Origin of the sequence: Aggregatilinea sp. (genome assembly GCF_036822615.1) — a bacterium.
Classification (GTDB): Bacteria; Chloroflexota; Anaerolineae; order Aggregatilineales; family Aggregatilineaceae; genus Aggregatilinea.
The window spans coordinates 41,059-59,008 of sequence record NZ_DAISHJ010000002.1 but is presented as its reverse complement, the minus strand read 5'-3'; the positions used below and the strand labels follow the sequence as shown (position 1 = coordinate 59,008).

Annotated in this window: 17 protein-coding genes; 7 read left to right on the top strand and 10 right to left on the bottom strand. The window is 61.8% G+C overall.

Features of this window, described 5'->3' with window-relative positions:
* Nucleotides 1-46 precede the first annotated feature (46 nt).
* From V7116_RS01340 to V7116_RS01330, 3 genes are all read left to right on the top strand, one after another.
* Nucleotides 47-373 carry a cupin domain-containing protein gene (locus V7116_RS01340; RefSeq protein ID WP_324389618.1) on the top strand — a complete coding sequence of 109 codons (327 nt, stop codon included), beginning with the start codon at nt 47-49 and terminating at the stop codon, nt 371-373.
* A gap of 179 nt (nt 374-552) precedes the next feature.
* Entirely contained in the window at nt 553-2,043 is a 1,491-nt protein-coding gene (locus V7116_RS01335; RefSeq protein ID WP_324389616.1) for a multiheme c-type cytochrome, read from the top strand.
* Nucleotides 2,044-2,045: 2 nt separating this feature from the next.
* Nucleotides 2,046-2,954, top strand: coding sequence for a hypothetical protein (locus tag V7116_RS01330; RefSeq protein WP_324389614.1), 909 nt, complete (start codon nt 2,046-2,048; stop codon nt 2,952-2,954).
* 65 nt (nt 2,955-3,019) lie between these two features.
* On the opposite strand, the gene V7116_RS01325 is transcribed toward V7116_RS01330, so the two are convergent.
* The 5 genes from V7116_RS01325 to V7116_RS01305 all read right to left on the bottom strand — a co-directional run bounded on the left by V7116_RS01325 (nt 3,020) and on the right by V7116_RS01305 (nt 6,541).
* Entirely contained in the window at nt 3,020-3,265 is a 246-nt protein-coding gene (locus V7116_RS01325) for a DUF2249 domain-containing protein (RefSeq protein WP_324389612.1), read from the bottom strand.
* Nucleotides 3,266-3,385: 120 nt separating this feature from the next.
* Nucleotides 3,386-4,798 (bottom strand): copper-containing nitrite reductase, encoded by a 1,413-nt coding sequence (gene nirK, locus V7116_RS01320; protein WP_324389610.1) that lies wholly within the window; start codon nt 4,796-4,798, stop codon nt 3,386-3,388.
* 13 nt (nt 4,799-4,811) lie between these two features.
* On the bottom strand, nt 4,812-5,069 hold the full coding sequence (locus V7116_RS01315; RefSeq protein ID WP_324389608.1) for an ATP-binding protein: 258 nt from the start codon (nt 5,067-5,069) through the stop codon (nt 4,812-4,814).
* 105 nt (nt 5,070-5,174) lie between these two features.
* Entirely contained in the window at nt 5,175-5,858 is a 684-nt protein-coding gene (locus tag V7116_RS01310; protein ID WP_324389607.1) for a Crp/Fnr family transcriptional regulator, read from the bottom strand.
* A gap of 77 nt (nt 5,859-5,935) precedes the next feature.
* Nucleotides 5,936-6,541 carry a TetR/AcrR family transcriptional regulator gene (locus V7116_RS01305; RefSeq protein WP_324389605.1) on the bottom strand — a complete coding sequence of 202 codons (606 nt, stop codon included), beginning with the start codon at nt 6,539-6,541 and terminating at the stop codon, nt 5,936-5,938.
* 87 nt (nt 6,542-6,628) lie between these two features.
* On the opposite strand from V7116_RS01305, the gene V7116_RS01300 reads away from it, so the two are divergent.
* The 4 genes from V7116_RS01300 to V7116_RS01285 are packed head-to-tail and all read left to right on the top strand — an operon-like array spanning nt 6,629 to nt 11,700.
* Nucleotides 6,629-7,321 carry a class II aldolase/adducin family protein gene (locus tag V7116_RS01300; protein WP_324389603.1) on the top strand — a complete coding sequence of 231 codons (693 nt, stop codon included), beginning with the start codon at nt 6,629-6,631 and terminating at the stop codon, nt 7,319-7,321.
* 3 nt (nt 7,322-7,324) lie between these two features.
* Nucleotides 7,325-8,809 carry an aspartate aminotransferase family protein gene (locus V7116_RS01295; RefSeq protein WP_324389601.1) on the top strand — a complete coding sequence of 495 codons (1,485 nt, stop codon included), beginning with the start codon at nt 7,325-7,327 and terminating at the stop codon, nt 8,807-8,809.
* Nucleotides 8,806-10,401, top strand: a complete 1,596-nt coding sequence (locus V7116_RS01290; RefSeq protein WP_324389599.1) for a xylulokinase — start codon at nt 8,806-8,808, stop codon at nt 10,399-10,401. Before V7116_RS01295 ends, V7116_RS01290 begins: the two co-directional genes overlap by 4 nt.
* Nucleotides 10,402-10,419: 18 nt before the next feature.
* Nucleotides 10,420-11,700: an MFS transporter gene (locus V7116_RS01285; RefSeq protein ID WP_324389597.1), complete on the top strand. Its 1,281-nt coding sequence runs from the start codon at nt 10,420-10,422 to the stop codon at nt 11,698-11,700.
* Nucleotides 11,701-11,826: 126 nt separating this feature from the next.
* On the opposite strand, the gene V7116_RS01280 is transcribed toward V7116_RS01285, so the two are convergent.
* From V7116_RS01280 to V7116_RS01260, 5 genes are all read right to left on the bottom strand, one after another.
* On the bottom strand, nt 11,827-13,428 hold the full coding sequence (locus tag V7116_RS01280) for an alpha-amylase family glycosyl hydrolase (protein WP_324389595.1): 1,602 nt from the start codon (nt 13,426-13,428) through the stop codon (nt 11,827-11,829).
* Between the two features lie 3 nt (nt 13,429-13,431).
* Nucleotides 13,432-14,913: a glycoside hydrolase family 66 protein gene (locus V7116_RS01275; protein WP_324389593.1), complete on the bottom strand. Its 1,482-nt coding sequence runs from the start codon at nt 14,911-14,913 to the stop codon at nt 13,432-13,434.
* Nucleotides 14,910-15,740, bottom strand: coding sequence for a carbohydrate ABC transporter permease (locus tag V7116_RS01270; RefSeq protein ID WP_324389591.1), 831 nt, complete (start codon nt 15,738-15,740; stop codon nt 14,910-14,912). Before V7116_RS01270 ends, V7116_RS01275 begins: the two co-directional genes overlap by 4 nt.
* A complete protein-coding gene (locus V7116_RS01265; protein ID WP_324389589.1) occupies nt 15,737-16,627 on the bottom strand; it encodes a carbohydrate ABC transporter permease in 891 nt (296 codons plus the stop codon). The genes V7116_RS01270 and V7116_RS01265 overlap by 4 nt, the downstream gene beginning before the upstream one ends.
* 76 nt (nt 16,628-16,703) lie before the next feature.
* Complete coding sequence (locus V7116_RS01260) at nt 16,704-17,942, bottom strand: extracellular solute-binding protein (RefSeq protein WP_324389587.1); 1,239 nt, start codon at nt 17,940-17,942, stop codon at nt 16,704-16,706.
* Nucleotides 17,943-17,950: the final 8 nt, after the last annotated feature.

The following is a 17,950-nucleotide window of genomic DNA, read 5'->3' as shown; positions in this document are numbered from 1 at the left end:
TCGGCCCGCATCATACCTAAGCTGGTCAATAAGGATGGAGAATCGAATGGATCAGGCGGTCCCCTATATTCACTTTGCAAATCTGGTTGACAGCATTCCTGAGATCACACCCGATACGATCGTCAGCCGAACGCTGTATACGGATGATGACGTGAAAGTCATCGTGTTTGGATTTGCCGCCGGGCAGGAGCTGTCTGAACACACGGCGTCGATGCCCGCGGTGATCCACATCCTGCGCGGCGAGGCAGACGTGACGGTCGGGCAGGACGCGCTGGATGGGCGGCCCGGCTTGTGGATTCACATGACCCCACGCCTGCCGCACAGCATCGTCGCACGCACCGAGATGGTGATGCTGCTGCTCATGTTCAAGTAGCGCGCAGCGTGTCACACCGGCGGGGACGCCTGCCGGCGGTCGCCAATTTTTGCCGCATTATCTTACAATTGGAATGAAAGGAGTCACTGAGGGCAGCGCGCTAAAGTTGAGCCGTCAGTATTTACGCGAGGCTAACACCCCGCCCTTTTGTTTTTAAACTAATTGTTAAAGGGGGAACTATGTCTGATACAACTCCGCCTGCTCCCACCAACCGCAATTGGCTTTCCGCAGGGCGCATCCTTATCCTGGGTGTCGCCGGGGTCATCGTCGTGCTGGGACTTGTCCTGGTGGCGATCGCCGTGGGTGAGTCTGAGAACGAAGAACCGGCGCGCGTCGATGCACTGGCAAGCAGCGACAATGAATGTGTCGAATGCCACCGCCGCACCACGCCGGGCATCGTGCAGCAGTACGGCATGAGTTCCATGGCCGCGGCGGAGGTCGAGTGCGAAGACTGCCACGAAGTAGACTCGGATTATCCCGGTGCGGTCGAGCACGAAGGGACGTACGTGCTGCGATCGCCTACGTCCGCCAAGTGCGAGACGTGCCATCAGGCTGAAGTGGCGCAGTACAATCAATCCCGCCACTCGATTCCCGCCTATGTTGCGATGGTCGGCCTGGACGGGCTGACCGAAGATCAGCTTGCGATGTACCATTCCATTCCCGAAGCCCAGCCCGCGCCCAACGAGATGCGCAACGCTTTGTTCGCCATCGAAGGCCCGGCGGTGACGCGCTTCGCGTGCGAAAGCTGCCACGGAATCGGCGCGCCCGCCGAAGACGGCTCGGTGGGGCAGTGCCAGAAGTGCCACCTGCGTCACGAGTTCAGCCTGGAACAGGCGCGCAAGCCCGAAACGTGCAACGCCTGCCATATCGGGCCGGACCATCCCCAGTGGGAAATCTACCAGGAATCGCCGCATGGCATCGCCTACATGACCAGCGGCGACGAGTGGAACTGGGATGCGGAGCCGGGTACGCTGACGGTCGAGGACTTCCCGGCAGCGACGTGCGCCGTATGCCACATGAGCGGCTTTGGCGCGGCGGGGACCACACATGACGTCGGTGATCGCCTGACGTGGTATCTGTTCTCGCCGGTCAGCGAGCGGCGGCCCAGTTGGGAAGACAACAAGGTCCGCATGCAGAATGTGTGCTCGGAGTGCCATAACCAGAACTACATCGATGACTTCTATACCGATGGCGACGCGCTGGTGGAATCGATCAACCAGTGGGTCAACGAGAGCACAGCGATGCTGCAGCCGCTCAAAGACAACGATCTGCTGACCTCAACGCCGTTTGATGAGGAGATCGACTTCGTGTACTTCGAGCTGTGGCACCACTGGGGCCGGACAGCGAAGTTCGGCGCGTGGATGCAGGGCCCGGACTATACCCAGTGGCACGGCGCCTATGAGATGCTCTCCGATCTGGAGGAGCTTCAGGCGATGGTCAATGAGAAGCTCATCGCGGGCGGCGTCATCACCGATGACGAGATCGGGCCGGAGTCGCGCGTCGTCAATGACGGAACCGCCGATGCCGGGCTGCCGGGCGGAGCACCGGAAAGCGCCCCCAGTGTGGAAGCGACGGGCGAAGCGCCGCAGGATACGAACGGCGCGCCTCAAGGCATGCCCGCCGAACCGTCCGGTGCGGCGACTGCCGAAGCAACTGAGGCGGGAGACTAGCCATGTACCACTTGGCGACGCTCGCGCCACCGGTTCAGCGCGTCCGGCTGCCGTTTTCGCGCGATCAGCTCATGCTGCTGATGGCAGCGATCAACGAAGTTTTTCTCGGCGTGGACATCTATCTGGCACACCAGATCAGCGGCACGATCGTGCCACGTGAGTGGATCCCGATCATCTTTGGCCCGGTTGCCGGGGCGCTGCTGCTGGTGGCCGGGGCGATCGCGCTTCGGAACCGCCCGGCGGCGACCGTCCTGGCGACGCTGGTGTTGGTTGGCAGCATCGCGGTGGGCGTGTTGGGTGCGTATTTTCACCTCGTCCGCGCAACGCTGCCGACCGGTCCCGAAGGCGAGCAAATCACCGTGCGCCTGCTGGTATGGGGCCCGCCGATCCTCGGCCCGCTGATGTTTGCGATGGTCGGGCTGTTGGGTATCAGCGCGGCCTGGGTGGAAGATCCGCCGGATAGTGGGCGGCTGCGGCTGTTGGGCGGGGCGCGTTTGCAGCTTCCGCTGAGCAAGACGCGCGCCTACTTCCTGATCGTTTCGCTTGGCACGCTGGCGACGCTGCTCAGCAGCGTGCTGGACCACGCTCGTACCGGTTTCGATACCCAGGCGCTGTGGATTCCAACCGTCGTTGGGACCTTCGCCACGGTGACGGCGTTCGGACTGGGCTGGGTTGACCGGCCCAACCGGGGCGACCTAACGATCTACGTGGTGGCGATGCTGCTGATGATCGTGACGGGGCTGGTCGGCGCGGCCCTGCACATCGACGACAACCTGACCTCGCGCGGGGCGTTCATGGCGGAGCGTTTCATCCGAGGCGCGCCGTTCCTCGCGCCGCTGCTGTTCGCCAATATGGGCATGTTGGGGCTGCTGGTGCTGCTCGACCCGCGCTCTGAGGTGCTGGGGCGCTAATAATCGCAATCAACAGGGGCGCAGCAGTAACCACGCGCCCCTGTTTTGCTTCTCCACGGAAAGCCCTAACTCGCTTCGACCCGCCCGATGCGGACGCGCCAATCTTCGGGCCCTTCTTCCAGGTACTCCCACGAAAATTGATCGGTTCGCTCGTGCAGGAACTGGTAGTACAGCGGCTTGGGATCGTGATCGTTGATGAGCACGAACGCCTCGCCCGGCTTGAGTTGATCAAAGACCTGGAAGATCGTCCGGTGCCGGATCATCGGGATAAGTTCGCGGACATCGAGGGTTTCGGTGACGGCCTGGGACATGGTTACTGGCTCCTTATTTTCCTGTACTGTGATTTGACTTCACCTGACATTACATGCGCGCGTTTGCGCTCTGAACGGGTGGCGAGGCTTGATTCCCTCGCCACCGCTGCGTTTTCTTGGTTAGTGCCCGGATCCGGTGGTGAGTTCGCCGTCGAAGATCGTCGGGTCAGGATCGCCGTCTACCATCAGGTAGGCGACCAGCCCGCGTTCCAGGCGGCTCAAGGCGTGATCTACCATGATGTAGCGCCCTGGCACGTTCAGCGAGAACTCGACCATCGTTGCGCCGCCCGGCGGCACGAGGGTGGTCTGTACGTTCGTCAGCGGGGCGCTGGTGAGCGATCCCTGATCGTATACCCGGTCCATGATCTCACCGATGACGTGGAACGATGAGGTGAAGTTCGGCCCGCCGACGCCGAAGAAGATGCGCACCGTCTCGCCCACGTTGGCGTGCATGGCCTTATCGTCGGCGGTCAGTCCTGCTGCGGCCCCGTTGAAGACGAAGTATTCGGGCGCCTCGGCCAGCATCTTGTCGTGATCGAAGTGGACGTATCCCTGCGTGCCGTACGCTTCTTCGGTATAGATTTCGCCCTGCATCACGTAAAACTCCCGGTCGACCGGTTCCAGGCCGCCTTCCGGTTCCACCAGAATCATGCCGTACATGCCGCTGGCGATATGGTGTGCGACGCTTGGCGTGGCGCAGTGATAGACGAACAGTCCCGGCGAGAGCGTTTTGAAGCTGAATACGGCGGTTTCGCCTGGATTGATGTTGCTGTACACCGCGCCGCCGCCGGGTCCGGTTGCGGCGTGAAAGTCGATCGAGTGCGGGAACTGGCTGTTCGTCGCGTTGCTCAGGTGCACTTCCACCGTGTCGCCCACGCGCACACGCAGCATCGGGCCGGGAATCTGCCCGTTGAAGGTGAAGTACGTCATGGTCGTGCCGTCGGCAAGCTGGCCGACGACTTCTTCCGCGACCAGATCGACCTGGACCGCCTGGGGATCACGGTCGCCTACTGGGGCGGGAAGATCCGACGGGTTGAGGACGATATCCGCGCCGGTTGCGCCTGCGGCAGCGGGTGCGCCGACGATCAGCTTGCCCCACATGCCCGCCTGACGGTGCCCTGGCACGGAGCAGTAATAGACGTACTCGCCCGGCTGGCTGGCGGTGAAGGTGATGGAATCCTGTTCGTCCATGGTCGCTATTTGCTTCGTCTTCACATCGAATTCATCGATGGCGACATCGTGCAGCATGCCGTCCCCGTTGATTAAGGTGATCTTGACCACATCGCCGGGGTTGGCAGTGAGCGTGGGATTCACGACGCCGTCAATATCGCCGCCGACGCCGACGAAAACGAGCTGCCCGGTGTCGCCGCCGGTGAGCAGCGTATATTCGACCGTCGCGGAGACGGGTTCCGCTTGCATTCCGGTGGTGTGATCGGGCGTCTCTGCTAGCGTCAGCCCGGTCGTCAGTGTGGGCAGCGTCGCGGCAGTGAGCGCGAGAGCCGTGACGAGTGTGAGGAGTGTTTTGCGAGTCATGAAACACCTTTCATTAATTTGATTGGGAAGGTCCAGTGATGAAGCTGATCCGGTAGGGCAGGCCGATGGCTTCCATCGGGCAGATGCTTTCGCAGGCAGCGCAGTAGGTGCAGGCGGAGGGCCGCACGACGGCGGGCATGCCGTTGACCTCAGCCAGCGCTCCGGTTGGGCAGGCGGTGGCGCAGTCGCCGCATCTGGTGCAGCGGCTGCGGTCGATTTGAGGAATCCATTGTGATTGCTTGTTCATGGCGTGCGTCTCTATCATGCTCATGATGCAAGCATAGAGCACGCCTGTCGCCGCTGCATTGACGGGCGTCAAGCGAATTGATCTGGATCAAGTCAAACGGGAAATAGGAAGGTTTCGAAATGCCCGGAGCTAAAGAACCGCCACGGATCTAAGCAGATCGACGTTGACGATGATGATGTTGTGGCGGTCGAACCGGATCGTGCCGGTGTCTTGCAGCTTGGCTAGCGCACGGCTGAGCGATTCAGGGGTTGTGGCGAGGTGAGCCGCGATCGCCGCGCGCGTCACGCCTGGGCCGCTCAGCGACGGATTTTCGGCCTGCGTGAGCAAGAAGCGCGCTAGCCGTACCATGACCGGGTACAGGGTCAGGTCTTCGATCTGGTGCCCCAGCGCGCGGATCCGTGCGCCCATCATCTTCAGGGCCGCGCGGCCTATTGCCGGGTACCGGTCCAGCGCCCGATCCATGGCGTCGCTCGGCAGCAGCCACGCCGACACCAGGCTCATGCTGATCGCGTTCGCCGGGGTTGGCCCTCCCGATAGAGTCGCGATGTCGTTGAAGGTGTCGCCAGGGCCCAGCAGGTGCAGAATGTACTCGTTGCCCTCAGTGCCCAGCTTGGTGATCTTCACGCTGCCATCTTCGATGATCCACAGGCCGCGAGACGGATCGCCTTCCAGAAAGATCACTTCATCCGGGGAAAATATGAAGTGTACGCTGTCGCGCACCAGCGTATCCAGCTCAGCCGGAGACAGCACGCTCAGGTATGGTGTTTTTGCGAGATGTTCGGTCAAGGTTGAGGCAGAGTCAGGCACGGTCATTGTAAGAATTCAGTTGGCTCCGTCGATCGTCGGCCCCTAGCGTACCATAAGACGCACTCGCAGGAAACAGGGTTTGCTCAGGGCTGCGTGTTTGTGCGCAAAAACGGGTTCAAGTGAAAGCTGAGCAGTTCCGGCATCGAATACTGTGCGAGAAGCGCGCCGGGAATCTGGTTGGCCAGCATGAGCTGGACGAAGCCGTGGATGCTCGCCCATACACTGACCGTCGCCAGTTCGGGATCGCCCGGTTCCAGAATGCCGCCGGACTGGCAGTCCGTGACGACCACCATCACGAGCGCGAAGCACCGCTTCGACTGTTCCACGTAGTCGGGGTAATCCTTTTCGGCTTCCACGACGCCCGAAAACGTGATCTTGAAGTGATCCGGCTCGTCTATCGCAAACTGGGCATAGGCTTGAGCGACCGCCATCAGCCGGGCCAGCGCATCGACACGGCTCTCCTGAGCGGCGGCTAGCTTCTCGTAAAGCTGCCGGTACCCCTCCGCGGCAATGGCTGCGATCAGGGCTTGTTTGTCCGCGAAGTGGGCATAGGGCGCGGCGTGACTCACCCCCGCCTTTTTCGCCACCTGCCGCAGCGTGAGCGCCTGCACCCCGTCCTTGGACAGAATCTCAATGCCCGCCCGGATAAGCGCGTTTTTGAGATCGCCGTGATGATAGCTGTTATTCATAGGATCGATCTTAGCCTAGTATCTTGACGGTGTAAAGATTTCGCCATACAATCTTTACAGTGTAAAGTTCCATTAAGCGTGGTGATTATGACAGACCCTAACACCGACTATAACAGCATCAGGCAGCAGGTTCTAGACTATGCGTGCCAGTTGGTGCGCGACGGCTATCTGAAGGGGACCGGCGGCAACGTGTCGATTCGCGTGCCCGGCGAAAATATCCTGGCGATCACGCCGTCTAACCGTGACTACCTGGACCTGACCGCCGACGATATTTGTGTGTACAGCTTCGACCGTGAACCGATCCAGGGCACGCTGAAGCCCTCGATCGAAATGAGTTTCCACATCGCGGTCTACCAGGCCCGACCCGACGTGGGATGCGTAATGCACACGCACCAGGACTTCGCCAGCACGGTCGCCCTGATCAACAAGCCCATTCCGGCCCTGTTCGACGAACAGGTGCGGTTCCTGGGCCGCTCCGTGGACATCATCCCCTATGCGCCGTCCGGCACCGGGCTGCTGGTCAAACAGGTGCGCAAGACGGTCAAAAACCATCACAATGCCTACATCATGAAGAACCACGGCACGCTATGCCTGGGCCCCAGCCCGGAACGCACCTATCACAACGTGCTGCTGTTGGAAAAGACGGCCCTGACGTACATCCTGACGTTATGTTCGGGCGAAAAGCCGAACAAGATTCCGCTCCCCGTGCGGGAGATCGCCTTCGCAAAACTGCGCAGCGAACAGAAGAAGATCGATCAGCAGTTGGCTGAAAGAGGTTAAACCATGGATCAAACGGTGTCTCCACCTGCTGCGGCCACGGCGCAACAATACGCCATTTCCGAGTGGCACGATACGGACGAGATCTATGCTCGCCTTCAGCAGCTTATTCGCCAGCCACTGCGTCCCATCCGGCGCGACAAGATGCAGGAATTTCTGGCCTATTTTGACGCGAAATGCCAGCGTTCGAAGGCCCTGACGGATGAGGCCAAGCTCTATATCCCCGGCGGCGTCCAGCACAACCTCGCGTTTAATTACCCGTTCCCGATCGCCATTCACCGTGCCGAAGGCGCATACCTTTGGGACGAAGACGGCAACCGCTATGCCGACTTCTTGCAGGCGGGTGGGCCGACCATTCTGGGCAGCAATTACGCGCCGATCCGCGAAAAGCTGATCGATCTGGTCCGCGAATGCAGCCCGGTGACGGGCCTCTTCCATGAATACGAGCTGAAGCTGGCGAAGAAGATCAACCAGCACATGCCCGGCGTGGAGATGTTCCGGATGCTGGGTTCTGGCACGGAAGCGGTGATGGCGGCGATTCGTGCCGCGCGCGTGCATACCGGGCACAAAAAGATCATCAAGGTCGGCGGGGCCTATCACGGCTGGAGCGACCAGATGGTCTACGGGCTGCACATTCCCGGCACCCGGCGCAAGGAATCCACGGGCATCCCGCGCGCAGTGACCAAGCACACTCAGGAATTTTTCCCGAATAATCTGAGCCAGTTACGCCGTATGCTTATGTTGAACCGCGCGCAGGGCGGAACGGCTGCCGTCATCCTCGAACCGGTCGGCCCGGAGAGCGGTACGCGCCCGGTCCCGTTCGACTTTAACCAGCAGGTGCGCGCACTGTGTGACGAGTTCGGCGCGCTGCTGATCTTCGATGAGGTCGTCACGGGGTTCCGGCTGGGGCTGGGCGGCGCGCAGGGTTACTTTGGCGTCAAGCCGGACCTGACCGTTTTTGGCAAGTGCATCACCGGCGGCTACCCGATGGCGGGCGGGGTCGGCGGCAAAAAAGAGATCATGCTGCATTTCGCGGCGGGGATCGGCGGAACCGGCGAGCGCGCATATGTCGGTGGCACGCTGTCGGCCAACCCGCTGAGCTGCGCGGCGGGTTATTTCGCGCTCGAAGAAATGGAGCGTACCAACGCGGCGGTGCTGGCGGGGCAGGCTGGTGACCGCCTGACGGCAGGGCTGAAGTCGATCATCGATCGGCTGCATCTGCCCTATGCGGCATACAATCAAGGCTCGATCGTTCATCTCGAAACGTCGGGCGTGATGCTGCTCGATCTCAAGAATCCGCTCAAGCTGCTGCGCGAACTCAAGCCGCGCAAGCACATGATGGAAGAAATGGGTGCGGCTTATATGGCGCAGGGCGTCATTACGCTGGCGGGCAGCCGCCTCTATACCAGCATGGCCGACACGAATGACGTGATCGACGATGCGCTGGACCGGATCGAGTACGTGCTTTCCTGCGTGGAAGGGGCCGGATGACAAACCCGCTTGTTCTCGTGCACGATGTCGGGACGACCGGCAGCAAGTCGTGTCTGTATCGCCTTGGCGAACGGCTCGAACTTGTTGGCATGGCACTGGAGGAATACCCGCTCTACGTGCTGGATAACGGCGGAGTCGAGCAGGACCCGGATCACTGGTGGGCGGCGATCTGCCGGGGAACGCGAGCAGTACTGGAGCAGGCGCAGGTTGCGCCTGCTGCGATCCAGGGGGTGGCGTTCTGCGCGCAGATGCAGGGCTTCATCCCGGTGGACGAAAACGGAACCGCGCTGCATCGCGCCATGAGTTACATGGACTCGCGCGGGACCGCGCAGTACCGGCGCTACATGCAGGACGGGCCGGTCAAGATCGAGCGGATGAATGCCGTCAAGCTGCTCGCGTCGCTGCGCATCACGGGCGGCGCGTCGGCGTCGGTGAAAGATCCGGTGTGGAAATACCTGTGGCTGCGCGACGAGCGCCCCGAGATCTTCCGCGCGATGCGCTACTGGATGGACGTCAAAGATTACCTCGTCGCGCGCTGTACGGGCCGGTTTACGTTCGGCTACGATTCGGCCCATGCGACGTTTCTGTTCGATACTCGCCCCGGTAAGCTGACGTGGCACGAAGGCTTGTGCCGGACTTACGACGTAAACCCCGACCATTTGCCCCCCGTTGTGTGGGCGACCGATCAGGTCGGCGGGCTGACGGCGCAGGCCGCGGAAGCGTTGGGACTGCCGGAGGGCGTTCCTGTGTTTGGCGGCGGCGGCGACCTGACCCTGATTTCGCTTGGATCGGGCAGCCTGGATACCAACGCCACGCACATCTATATCGGCACGTCGGGCTGGGTCTGCGCGACTGTGGACCGGCGGCGAACCGACATCAACGGAATGGTCGCCTCGATCCTCGCGGCGGTTCCCGGCCAGTATAACTATATTTCCGAGCAGGAAACGTCCGGGCGGTGTTTGCAGTGGATCCGCGATCATCTGGCGCTGGACGAAATCGGCGTGTACCTGGAACAAAAGACGGTCGCTGACAAAGAAGAAGAAGTTAAGTCGCTCTACGACTACCTGGGCGAAGCCGTCGAGCAGGCGGAGCCGGGCGCGAACGGCGTCATCTTCACGCCCTGGATGCACGGCAACCGGTCCCCCTTTGAAGATCCCTATGCGCGCGGGATCTTTTTTAATTTGAGCCTGCAAACGGGCAAGCGTGATTTGATCCGCGCCGTGCTGGAAGGCGACGCCTATCACAAGCGCTGGATGCTGGAAACCGTCGAGAAGCAGGTGCCGCGTAACGAGGTGATACGCTTGGTGGGCGGCGGCGCGCGCTCGGATACGTGGGGGCAGATTCTGGCGGATGTTACCGGGCGCACCATCGAAGTGACCAAGCATCCCGAAAACGCGGGCGCGGCAGGTGCGGCGCTGGTCTGCGGGGTGGGGCTGGGTGTGATCCGCTTCGAGGACGTCCGGCGCATCATCCACGTCGCCAAGACATTTACGCCGCGCGCGCAGTACAAAGCGCTCTACGACAAACAGTATCGCGTTTACCGCCAGCTTCACAAACAAAATAGAAAGCTGTTCAAGCTGTTGAACGCCTAGCCGCAAGGACCGTGCGCCATGTCCAGGACTGATTATCCCGTTTACGGCTATCGTTGGATCGTGTTGGCCGTGTTTATGTTCGTCAACCTGACGATCCAGATCCTGTGGATCAGTTATGCGCCCGTCACCGATGACGCCGCCCTGTTTTATGGCGTGGGCGATCTGGAGATCGGCCTCCTGGCGATGTCCTTCATGATCGCCTTCATCCCGTTCTCGATTCCGGCGTCGTGGGTGATCGATACGTACGGTTTCCGCATCGGCGTTGGGGTCGGCGTCGTACTGATGGGCATCGGCGGCGTCGTACGTGGGCTGGCCGGATCGGACTACACCCTCGTGCTGCTGGGGACCATCACGTTGGCGGTGGCGCAGCCTTTTTTGCTCAACGCCTGGACGAAAGTGCCTGCCAACTGGTTTTCGGTCGAGGAGCGTGCGACGGCGGTGGGGCTGGTGACGCTGGCGAATCTGGTTGGGACGGCGATCGGAATGGCGCTGACGCCCCTCCTGACCGATCACGCGTCTATCCCGACGATTCAGCTTGCCTATGGCGGCATAGCGGCGCTGTCGGCGGTGTTGTTCCTGATCTTCGCGCGTGAAAAACCACCGACGCCGCCCTGTCCGCCCGAAATGGAAGCGCGCGCGCTGATGCTCGACGGGCTGAAGCACGCGCTGCACATCAAAGCCTTCTGGCTGTATCTGCTGGTATCCTTCATCGGCCTGGGCGTGTTCAACGGCATCAACACCTGGATCGAGGGGATCGTGCAGCCGCGCGGCTTCACCTCGACCGACGCGGGCACGTTGGGCGCGCTGATGCTGGTCGGCGGCGTGCTGGGCGCGGTCATCATCCCGCCGTTTTCGGACCGACAGCGCAAACGCCAGCGCTATCTGCTGCTCGGCATTTCGCTGGCGATCCCGTGGCTGCTCGGGTTGACCTTCGCAACCACGTTCTGGCTGCTAGCGCTTTCCGCCTTTATGCTCGGCTTCTTCCTGGTCAGCACGCTGCCCATCGGCATGCAGTACGCTGCCGAGGTCACGTATCCGACCCCGGAAGGCACGTCGAACGGCCTGATCCAGCTTTTCGGGCAGGCGTCGGTGGTGTTTGTGCTGGTGATGGATCTCATGAAAACGGCTGACGACTCCTTGACGCCGTCGCTGGTGCTGGCGGCGATCCTGCTGCTGGGCAGCGCGCTGGTGATCACTCAGCTAAAGGATGTTCCGGTCGAGCGTGTTGGGCTGAGCCCGAGCGATCTGCCGGATCTGGGCCACGGGGCGCACGCTGTGGGATCTGAACTCGATCGCTAGGCCGCGGCATGGGTCGCACTCCGTAACGATAGAAACGTAAGCGCGGCGTCGGGAACACATGTAAACCCGACGCCGCGCTCGTGATTCTGGCAAGGAACTTGACATTTCAGCAGTCTGCTGAGCGTTTTACAACTCGATGATCACACCCTCGTTCGGACCCAGGTGGATGGCCGCGAGAGAAACGTCATGCGGCGGCTTCAGTTCCGTCGTTACGATCGCGTGGCCTGTGTCGCCTACCTCGCTGGCGTCGATGACCTGGGGCTCGCTGGAGAAATTGAGCGCGATCAGGTAGCGCTGCCCCGCTGCTTCGCGGAGATAGACGAAGCTGTGCTCCAACTCGGTCAGGATCGGCGTATAGCGACCCCCATTGAGAGCGGGCGACTCCCGGCGCAGCGCGATGAGCCGCCGGTACAGGGCCAGGACGGACTGGGGATCGTGTTCCTCCGCCTCGGCGTTTTGCTCGATGTACCCCTCGGCAATGGGCAGCCACGGCTCGACCGTCGAGAACCCGGCGTAGGGCGCAGCGGACCACTGGAACGGGGTGCGGTAGGGATCGCGGCTTTTGTCCGGGCCGATATTCAGCCCTTGCGGATCTTGCATCCGGTTGGGCGGAATCTCGCCGTTCGCCATGCCCAGTTCTTCCCCGTTGTAGAGGGTAGGTGTGCCGCGCAGCGTCAGCAGCAGCATCGCGGCCAGCCGTACCGCCTGCGGGCCAAACCGGGAGGTGAGGCGCGGCTTGTCGTGGCTGCCCAGGACATAGTTCGGCCACGCGTCGGGCGGCAGCGCCGCTTCGAGTTCCGCGACCGACGCGCGAATCGCCGCGGCCTGCCAGGGCTGCGACATCAGCGCGAAGTTGAACGGCAGGTGCAGCTCGCCCAGATCCTGCCCGTAATATTCGGCCCAGCGTGCACGCGGTTCCGCCCAGATTTCCCCGATCACCACCCGGTCAGGATACGAGTCGATCAACTGCCGGAACATGCGAATGACGTCGTGCGCTTCCGGCTGGTCGATGTCGTGCAGGTGCTCCTGCTGCACCCACAGATCGCGGCTTTGGGGATCGGCGGTGGGCAGCACCGGATTATCCCGTAACTGGTCGTCCTTCATGATGAAGCCCACGACATCCATGCGGAACCCGTCTACGCCGCGATCCAGCCAGAAGCGCAGCACGTCGAGCATGGTCTTCTGTACGGCGGGGTTGCGCCAGTTGAGGTCGGGCTGTTCCTTGAGGAACAGGTGCAGGTAGTACTGCTGCGTCGTTTCGTCCCAGGTCCACGCCGGGCCGCCGAACATACTGACCCAGTTATTGGGCGGGCTGCCGTCCGGCTTCGCGTCGCGCCAGATGTACCAATCGCGCTTGGCGCTGTTCCGCGAGGCGCGCGATTCCTGAAACCAGGGATGCTGATCCGAGGTGTGGTTGGGGACGAAGTCGAGGATGACTTTGATGCCCCGGCGGTGCGCCTCGTCCAGCAGGCGGTCGAAGGTCGCCATATCACCGAAGATAGGATGGATGTCGCAGTAATCCGCGACATCGTACCCAAAGTCCGCCATCGGAGACGGGTAAATCGGGCTGATCCAGATCGCGTCGATGCCTAGTGCCACGAGATAATCTAGCTTTTCGATGATGCCTTGAAGGTCACCGATGCCATCACCGTTTGCGTCGTAGAAGCTGCGCGGATAAATCTGGTAGATGACGCCGGTTTGCCACCAGGCGAAGAGGGATGAAGTCATGGGCTAGGCTTCTTTCAGTTCGATGCAGAGTAGGGTCCAGAAGTCCACGGTGGGGATGGTGCAGTGCAGCCGCCCGTCCGACTGCGTGAAGTCGAGCGGTTGGGGCGCGCCCTCCGCATCCGGCGAAGCCCACCAGATGCGGCTCACCTCGTCAGCGAGCGCAAGCTCCACGTTGACACTCGATTGTGGCACGGGGGCCGGATTCGCGTCGTTCCACGGCTGCGCGGGCTGCGCGTTCAGCACGTTGAGCACGATCCGCCCCGGCGCGCGGCGCGCGATCACCCACAGATCCCCTGCAGTTGTGACGTCCAGCGCTGCCGGATCTGCGAGCGAGAGCAGTTCCTCGTACGCCACGCCGAAATCGGCCAGCCTTTGAAGCTCGGCATCGAGCGCCGCCGAGGGACGCTTGGCGAGCGGGAAGTATGGGTCGGACAGGTACAGGCCGTCCTCGCCATGAATGAGGTGATAGCCGCCGCTCGCCAGAATGACGCTGGCGGCCAGCCTCACCGTGACCTCGTGCGCGGGGTCGATATACGCTGCGATGATCGGGGTGCGCCCACCCGTTTTCTGGCGGTTCAGCGCAGCGACGTCGGCCAGATGGCCCAGGGTGGTCATGGGCGGCCACAGCTCGCAGTACAGGAAGTCGAGCGGGGCGGTGCTGATCGCGTCCAGCGGCCAGTTGTGGACCATATTGAACAGCAGATGCTTTTCCGGCGGGATCGCCTCGCGGACAGCTTGCAGTGTGTCGACAAACGCCGCAGGCAGATCGACGGGGTTGCCGTGCGCATCGAAGCCCGTGAACGGTTCGCCGTACTGGTCCACGTGGATGCCGTCGAAGGGCAGCGCGTTGAGTACGGCGGCACAGTCACGTGCGAAGTGCTCGCGCCACGGTGACGCGGGATTGACCAGCTTGAGGAAACCGTCCGCAAAGTCATACAGCACGCCGTTTTCGTCGTACAGGCCCCAATCGAGATGCGCTGCGGCAAAGGCGGGCGACGCGCCGTAGATCGCCGTGTACGGCATCGCCACGATACCCCGTGTATGAGCCGCGTCGATCAGCTTGCGTACCGTCGCCAGCGACATCGGGCGATCCAGCGGATCGACGTACTCGTCCGCGGGCGGCAGCAGATCGTCGTGGCGGTACTGCCAGTCGTAAAATTGCAGCCCGTTGACATGATGCGCCAGCAGCCAGTCCAGGTCGAAGCTGGCGCGATCCGGCTTGAAATCGAACAGGTAGCCGTAGCGCGGCGCGTCGGTCCAGCGTTCCAGCACATCGAACGCGGTCCAGTGGGTGCCGTCTGCCGTGTCGATGTGCGCAAGGTAACCGCGCTTGGCCTCAGCAGGCGGCTGCCACTGCAGATCGCCGCTACCTTCCAGGGACGCGATGCAGTCCCCCAGCTGCCAGATTTGTGCCTGAAATGCCCCCCCAACTGGGATGACGACAGGCTTGCCGGGACGGAAAAATGCGCGTGTGGGTGCGATCATGATTTGATTCCTGTGGTGGCAATCCCGGCGACAAAGTAACGCTGGAAGATGATGTACACGACGACGACCGGGATCAGCGCAACGATCGATGCCGCGAAAACCTGTCCCCACTGCGTCAGGTGCTGCGTCTGGAACAGGGCGATTCCGATCGGCAGGGTGCGCTGGCTGCTTTCCTTGATGGCGACGTGCGCCCAGGGGAATTCGTCCCAACTGTAGAGGAACGTGAAGATCACGGTGACGGCCAGCCCGGGTCGGCTGAGCGGCAGGATGATGCGCCAGAAGATCGTCCACTGGTTCGCCCCGTCGATCAGCGCCGCCTCGGTCAGTTCTTTGGGGATCGACTTGAAGAACCCGGTCAGCAGGTAGGTTTGCATCGACAGGCTCATGGCCGCGTACACGGGGATGAGTCCCTGCAGGTTCAACAGCTTGAAGTCCCGCGCGACGAGATACTGGGGGATGATGAGCATCACCGACGGGATCATCATGCCCAGCAGCAGCACCGCAAACAGGATGCGCTTGCCGAAGAACTCCATGCGCCCGAACGCATAGGCCATCATGGACGCCAGCAGCACGGTAATCATCGTTGTGGACACGGCGACGAACAGGCTGTTGAAGAAGTAGCGGTCGAAGCTCTCGGATTGCAGCGCCGTGCGGTAGTTGTCCAGCGTCGCCGGATCGGGGATGAATCTCGGCGGCAGTTCGAAGACCAGCGTCTGCGGCTTGAACGACACGGAGGCCATGTAAATGAACGGCACGAGCACGATTCCCATGCCGAGAATCAGCAACGTATAGCTGATCGTCGTGTAAAGTCTGTGTGCGCGTGTCATGCGTAATCCACCTCACGTTGCAGGAACCGGATCTGCACCAGACTGATGACGAAGATCAGCGAGGTCAGCAGGTAGCTGATCGCCGCGCCGCGTCCGAATTCCAGGTTGTCAAACGTCTCCTGGTACATCAGGGTCAGCACAAAATGGGTGCGGTCGAGCGGATCGCCGCCGTTGGTGATCAACAGCCCCGAGATGTACACGTTCAGCGCGCCAATGGTCAGGACGACGACCAGAAAGACCAGTGTCGGGCGCAGCAGGGGCAGCGTCACGTTTCTGAAGCGCCGCAGGGCGTTCGCGCCGTCCACGGCGGCGGCTTCGTACAGCTCCGTCGGGATGCCTTGCAGCCCCGCCAGCATCACGACCGCCGTCCAACCGACGCCTTTCCAGATGCCCAGTAAATTGATCGGCACCATCACCAGATTTTCGTCCGCCATCCAGCGGATCGGTTTGTCGATCAGACCAACTTGCTGCAAGCCGTAATTGATCAGCCCCGCCTGGCTGTTGAACAGGTACTCGAACAGCAGGGTCACGACGACCCACGAGGTAATCACGGGCAGATAGTAAACCGTGCGGAAAAAGGTTTGGCCTGGCATCTTCTGGTTGAGCAAGATCGCCACACCCAGCCCCAGGATCATCTGGCCCGGCACGGTCACCAGCGCGTACAGCAAGGTGTTTCGCACGGCGCGCTGGAAAATGGGATCCTGGACGATATCCCGGTAATTTTGCAGGCCCAGAAACTCGCTCCGCGTGGGGTTGATAATGTTCCAGTCGTAGAAGCTCACGCGCAGTGAATACGCCATCGGATATAGGACGAACAGCGTAAATAGCGCGAATCCGGGCAGGAGAAACAGGTAGGGCATGAGCTTGCGTAAAGCGGCCTGTTGCATGGTATGCTCCCGAGCGTGGCGGTGGTAGGGAGACCCTGACGAGCCTCCCCGCCACCTCAATGCCTGACGCTTGCTGCTAGTCGCCGCTCAACATCGCGTCGATTTCGGCTGCCGCGTCGTCAAGGGCTTCCTGGGGGGTCTTCTCGCCGCGCAGCATGTACTGGTAGGCGTTGTTGATCGCGTTGTCCATCTCGTTCCAGTGCGGGCTGGGGGTGCGGAGATTGGCCGTCTCAAGCTGCTCCATGAAGATCTGGAAGTACTCGGGCAGGGCTTCGTTGCCGGTCAGACCGCTCAGGGTCGGGATCACGCCCGCGTCGGCCATGACGATCTGAGCTTCGTCGCTGGCGAGGAACTGCATCCACTTCAGCGCTTCTTCCTGGTGCTTGGAGCCGTCCATCAGCACGGCGTCTTCACCGCCGACCACGCTGCTCGTACCGGTTTCGCCAGCAGGAACCAGCGCGAAGTTGACCTCGAAGTCAGGGTAGTTGGCTTCGTAGATCGACACCATCCACGGACCGTCGATGATCATGCTGTACAGGTCGGTCGCGTGTCCGGCGTCGGTCGCAATGCCGCCGCCCAACAGGTTGGGGGACATGCAGCCGTCATTATACAGGTTGACGAGCGTTTCGAACGCGGCGACGCTGGCTTCGCTGTTCAGGTAGCCGTCCGCCGTGGTTACTTCGGGGTCGGTGATGCTGCCGCCCTGGGCGAAGAACAGCGGCGCGGGCGCCCAGAAGTACGTTCCGCCCATCGCGTAACCGTAGCGCTCTTCGCCGTTGCTGAGCGCGCACGCGGCGTCTACGAATTCATTGATCGTGGTGGGCACTTCCAGCCCGGCTTCTTCGAACTGCGCACGGTTGTACAGCAGCACCTGCGTGTTCGTGCTGACCGGCAGGCCATAGTAGTGACCGGCGAAGTAGTTGGTCTGGAGCGGGGCAGGGAAGAACTGTTCTTTGTACGTGTCGAAGTCGGGGATCACCTCGTCCATCGCCACCAGCGCGCCCAGGTCGGCAAACTCGGATACCCACGCGATGTCCATGCGGATCACATCCGGCGGATCGCCCGAGGCGAGCGCCGTCATGATAACCTGGCGGAACTCATTCGCGTTCTGCGCGTAACGGGAGGCTTCGATTTTAATGCCCGGATTGGCTTCTTCGAACATGCTGATCAGCTCGTCGAGCTTTTCTGTTTCGGAATCGCTCAGGGTGTGCCAATACTTGACGGTCACCGTGTCCTGCGCGGCGGCAGGCAGCGCGGGCACCAGCGCAACCATCAGCGCCAGGGCGGTTATCAGCAGTGCAAAACGGCGTAACATGTTTATGC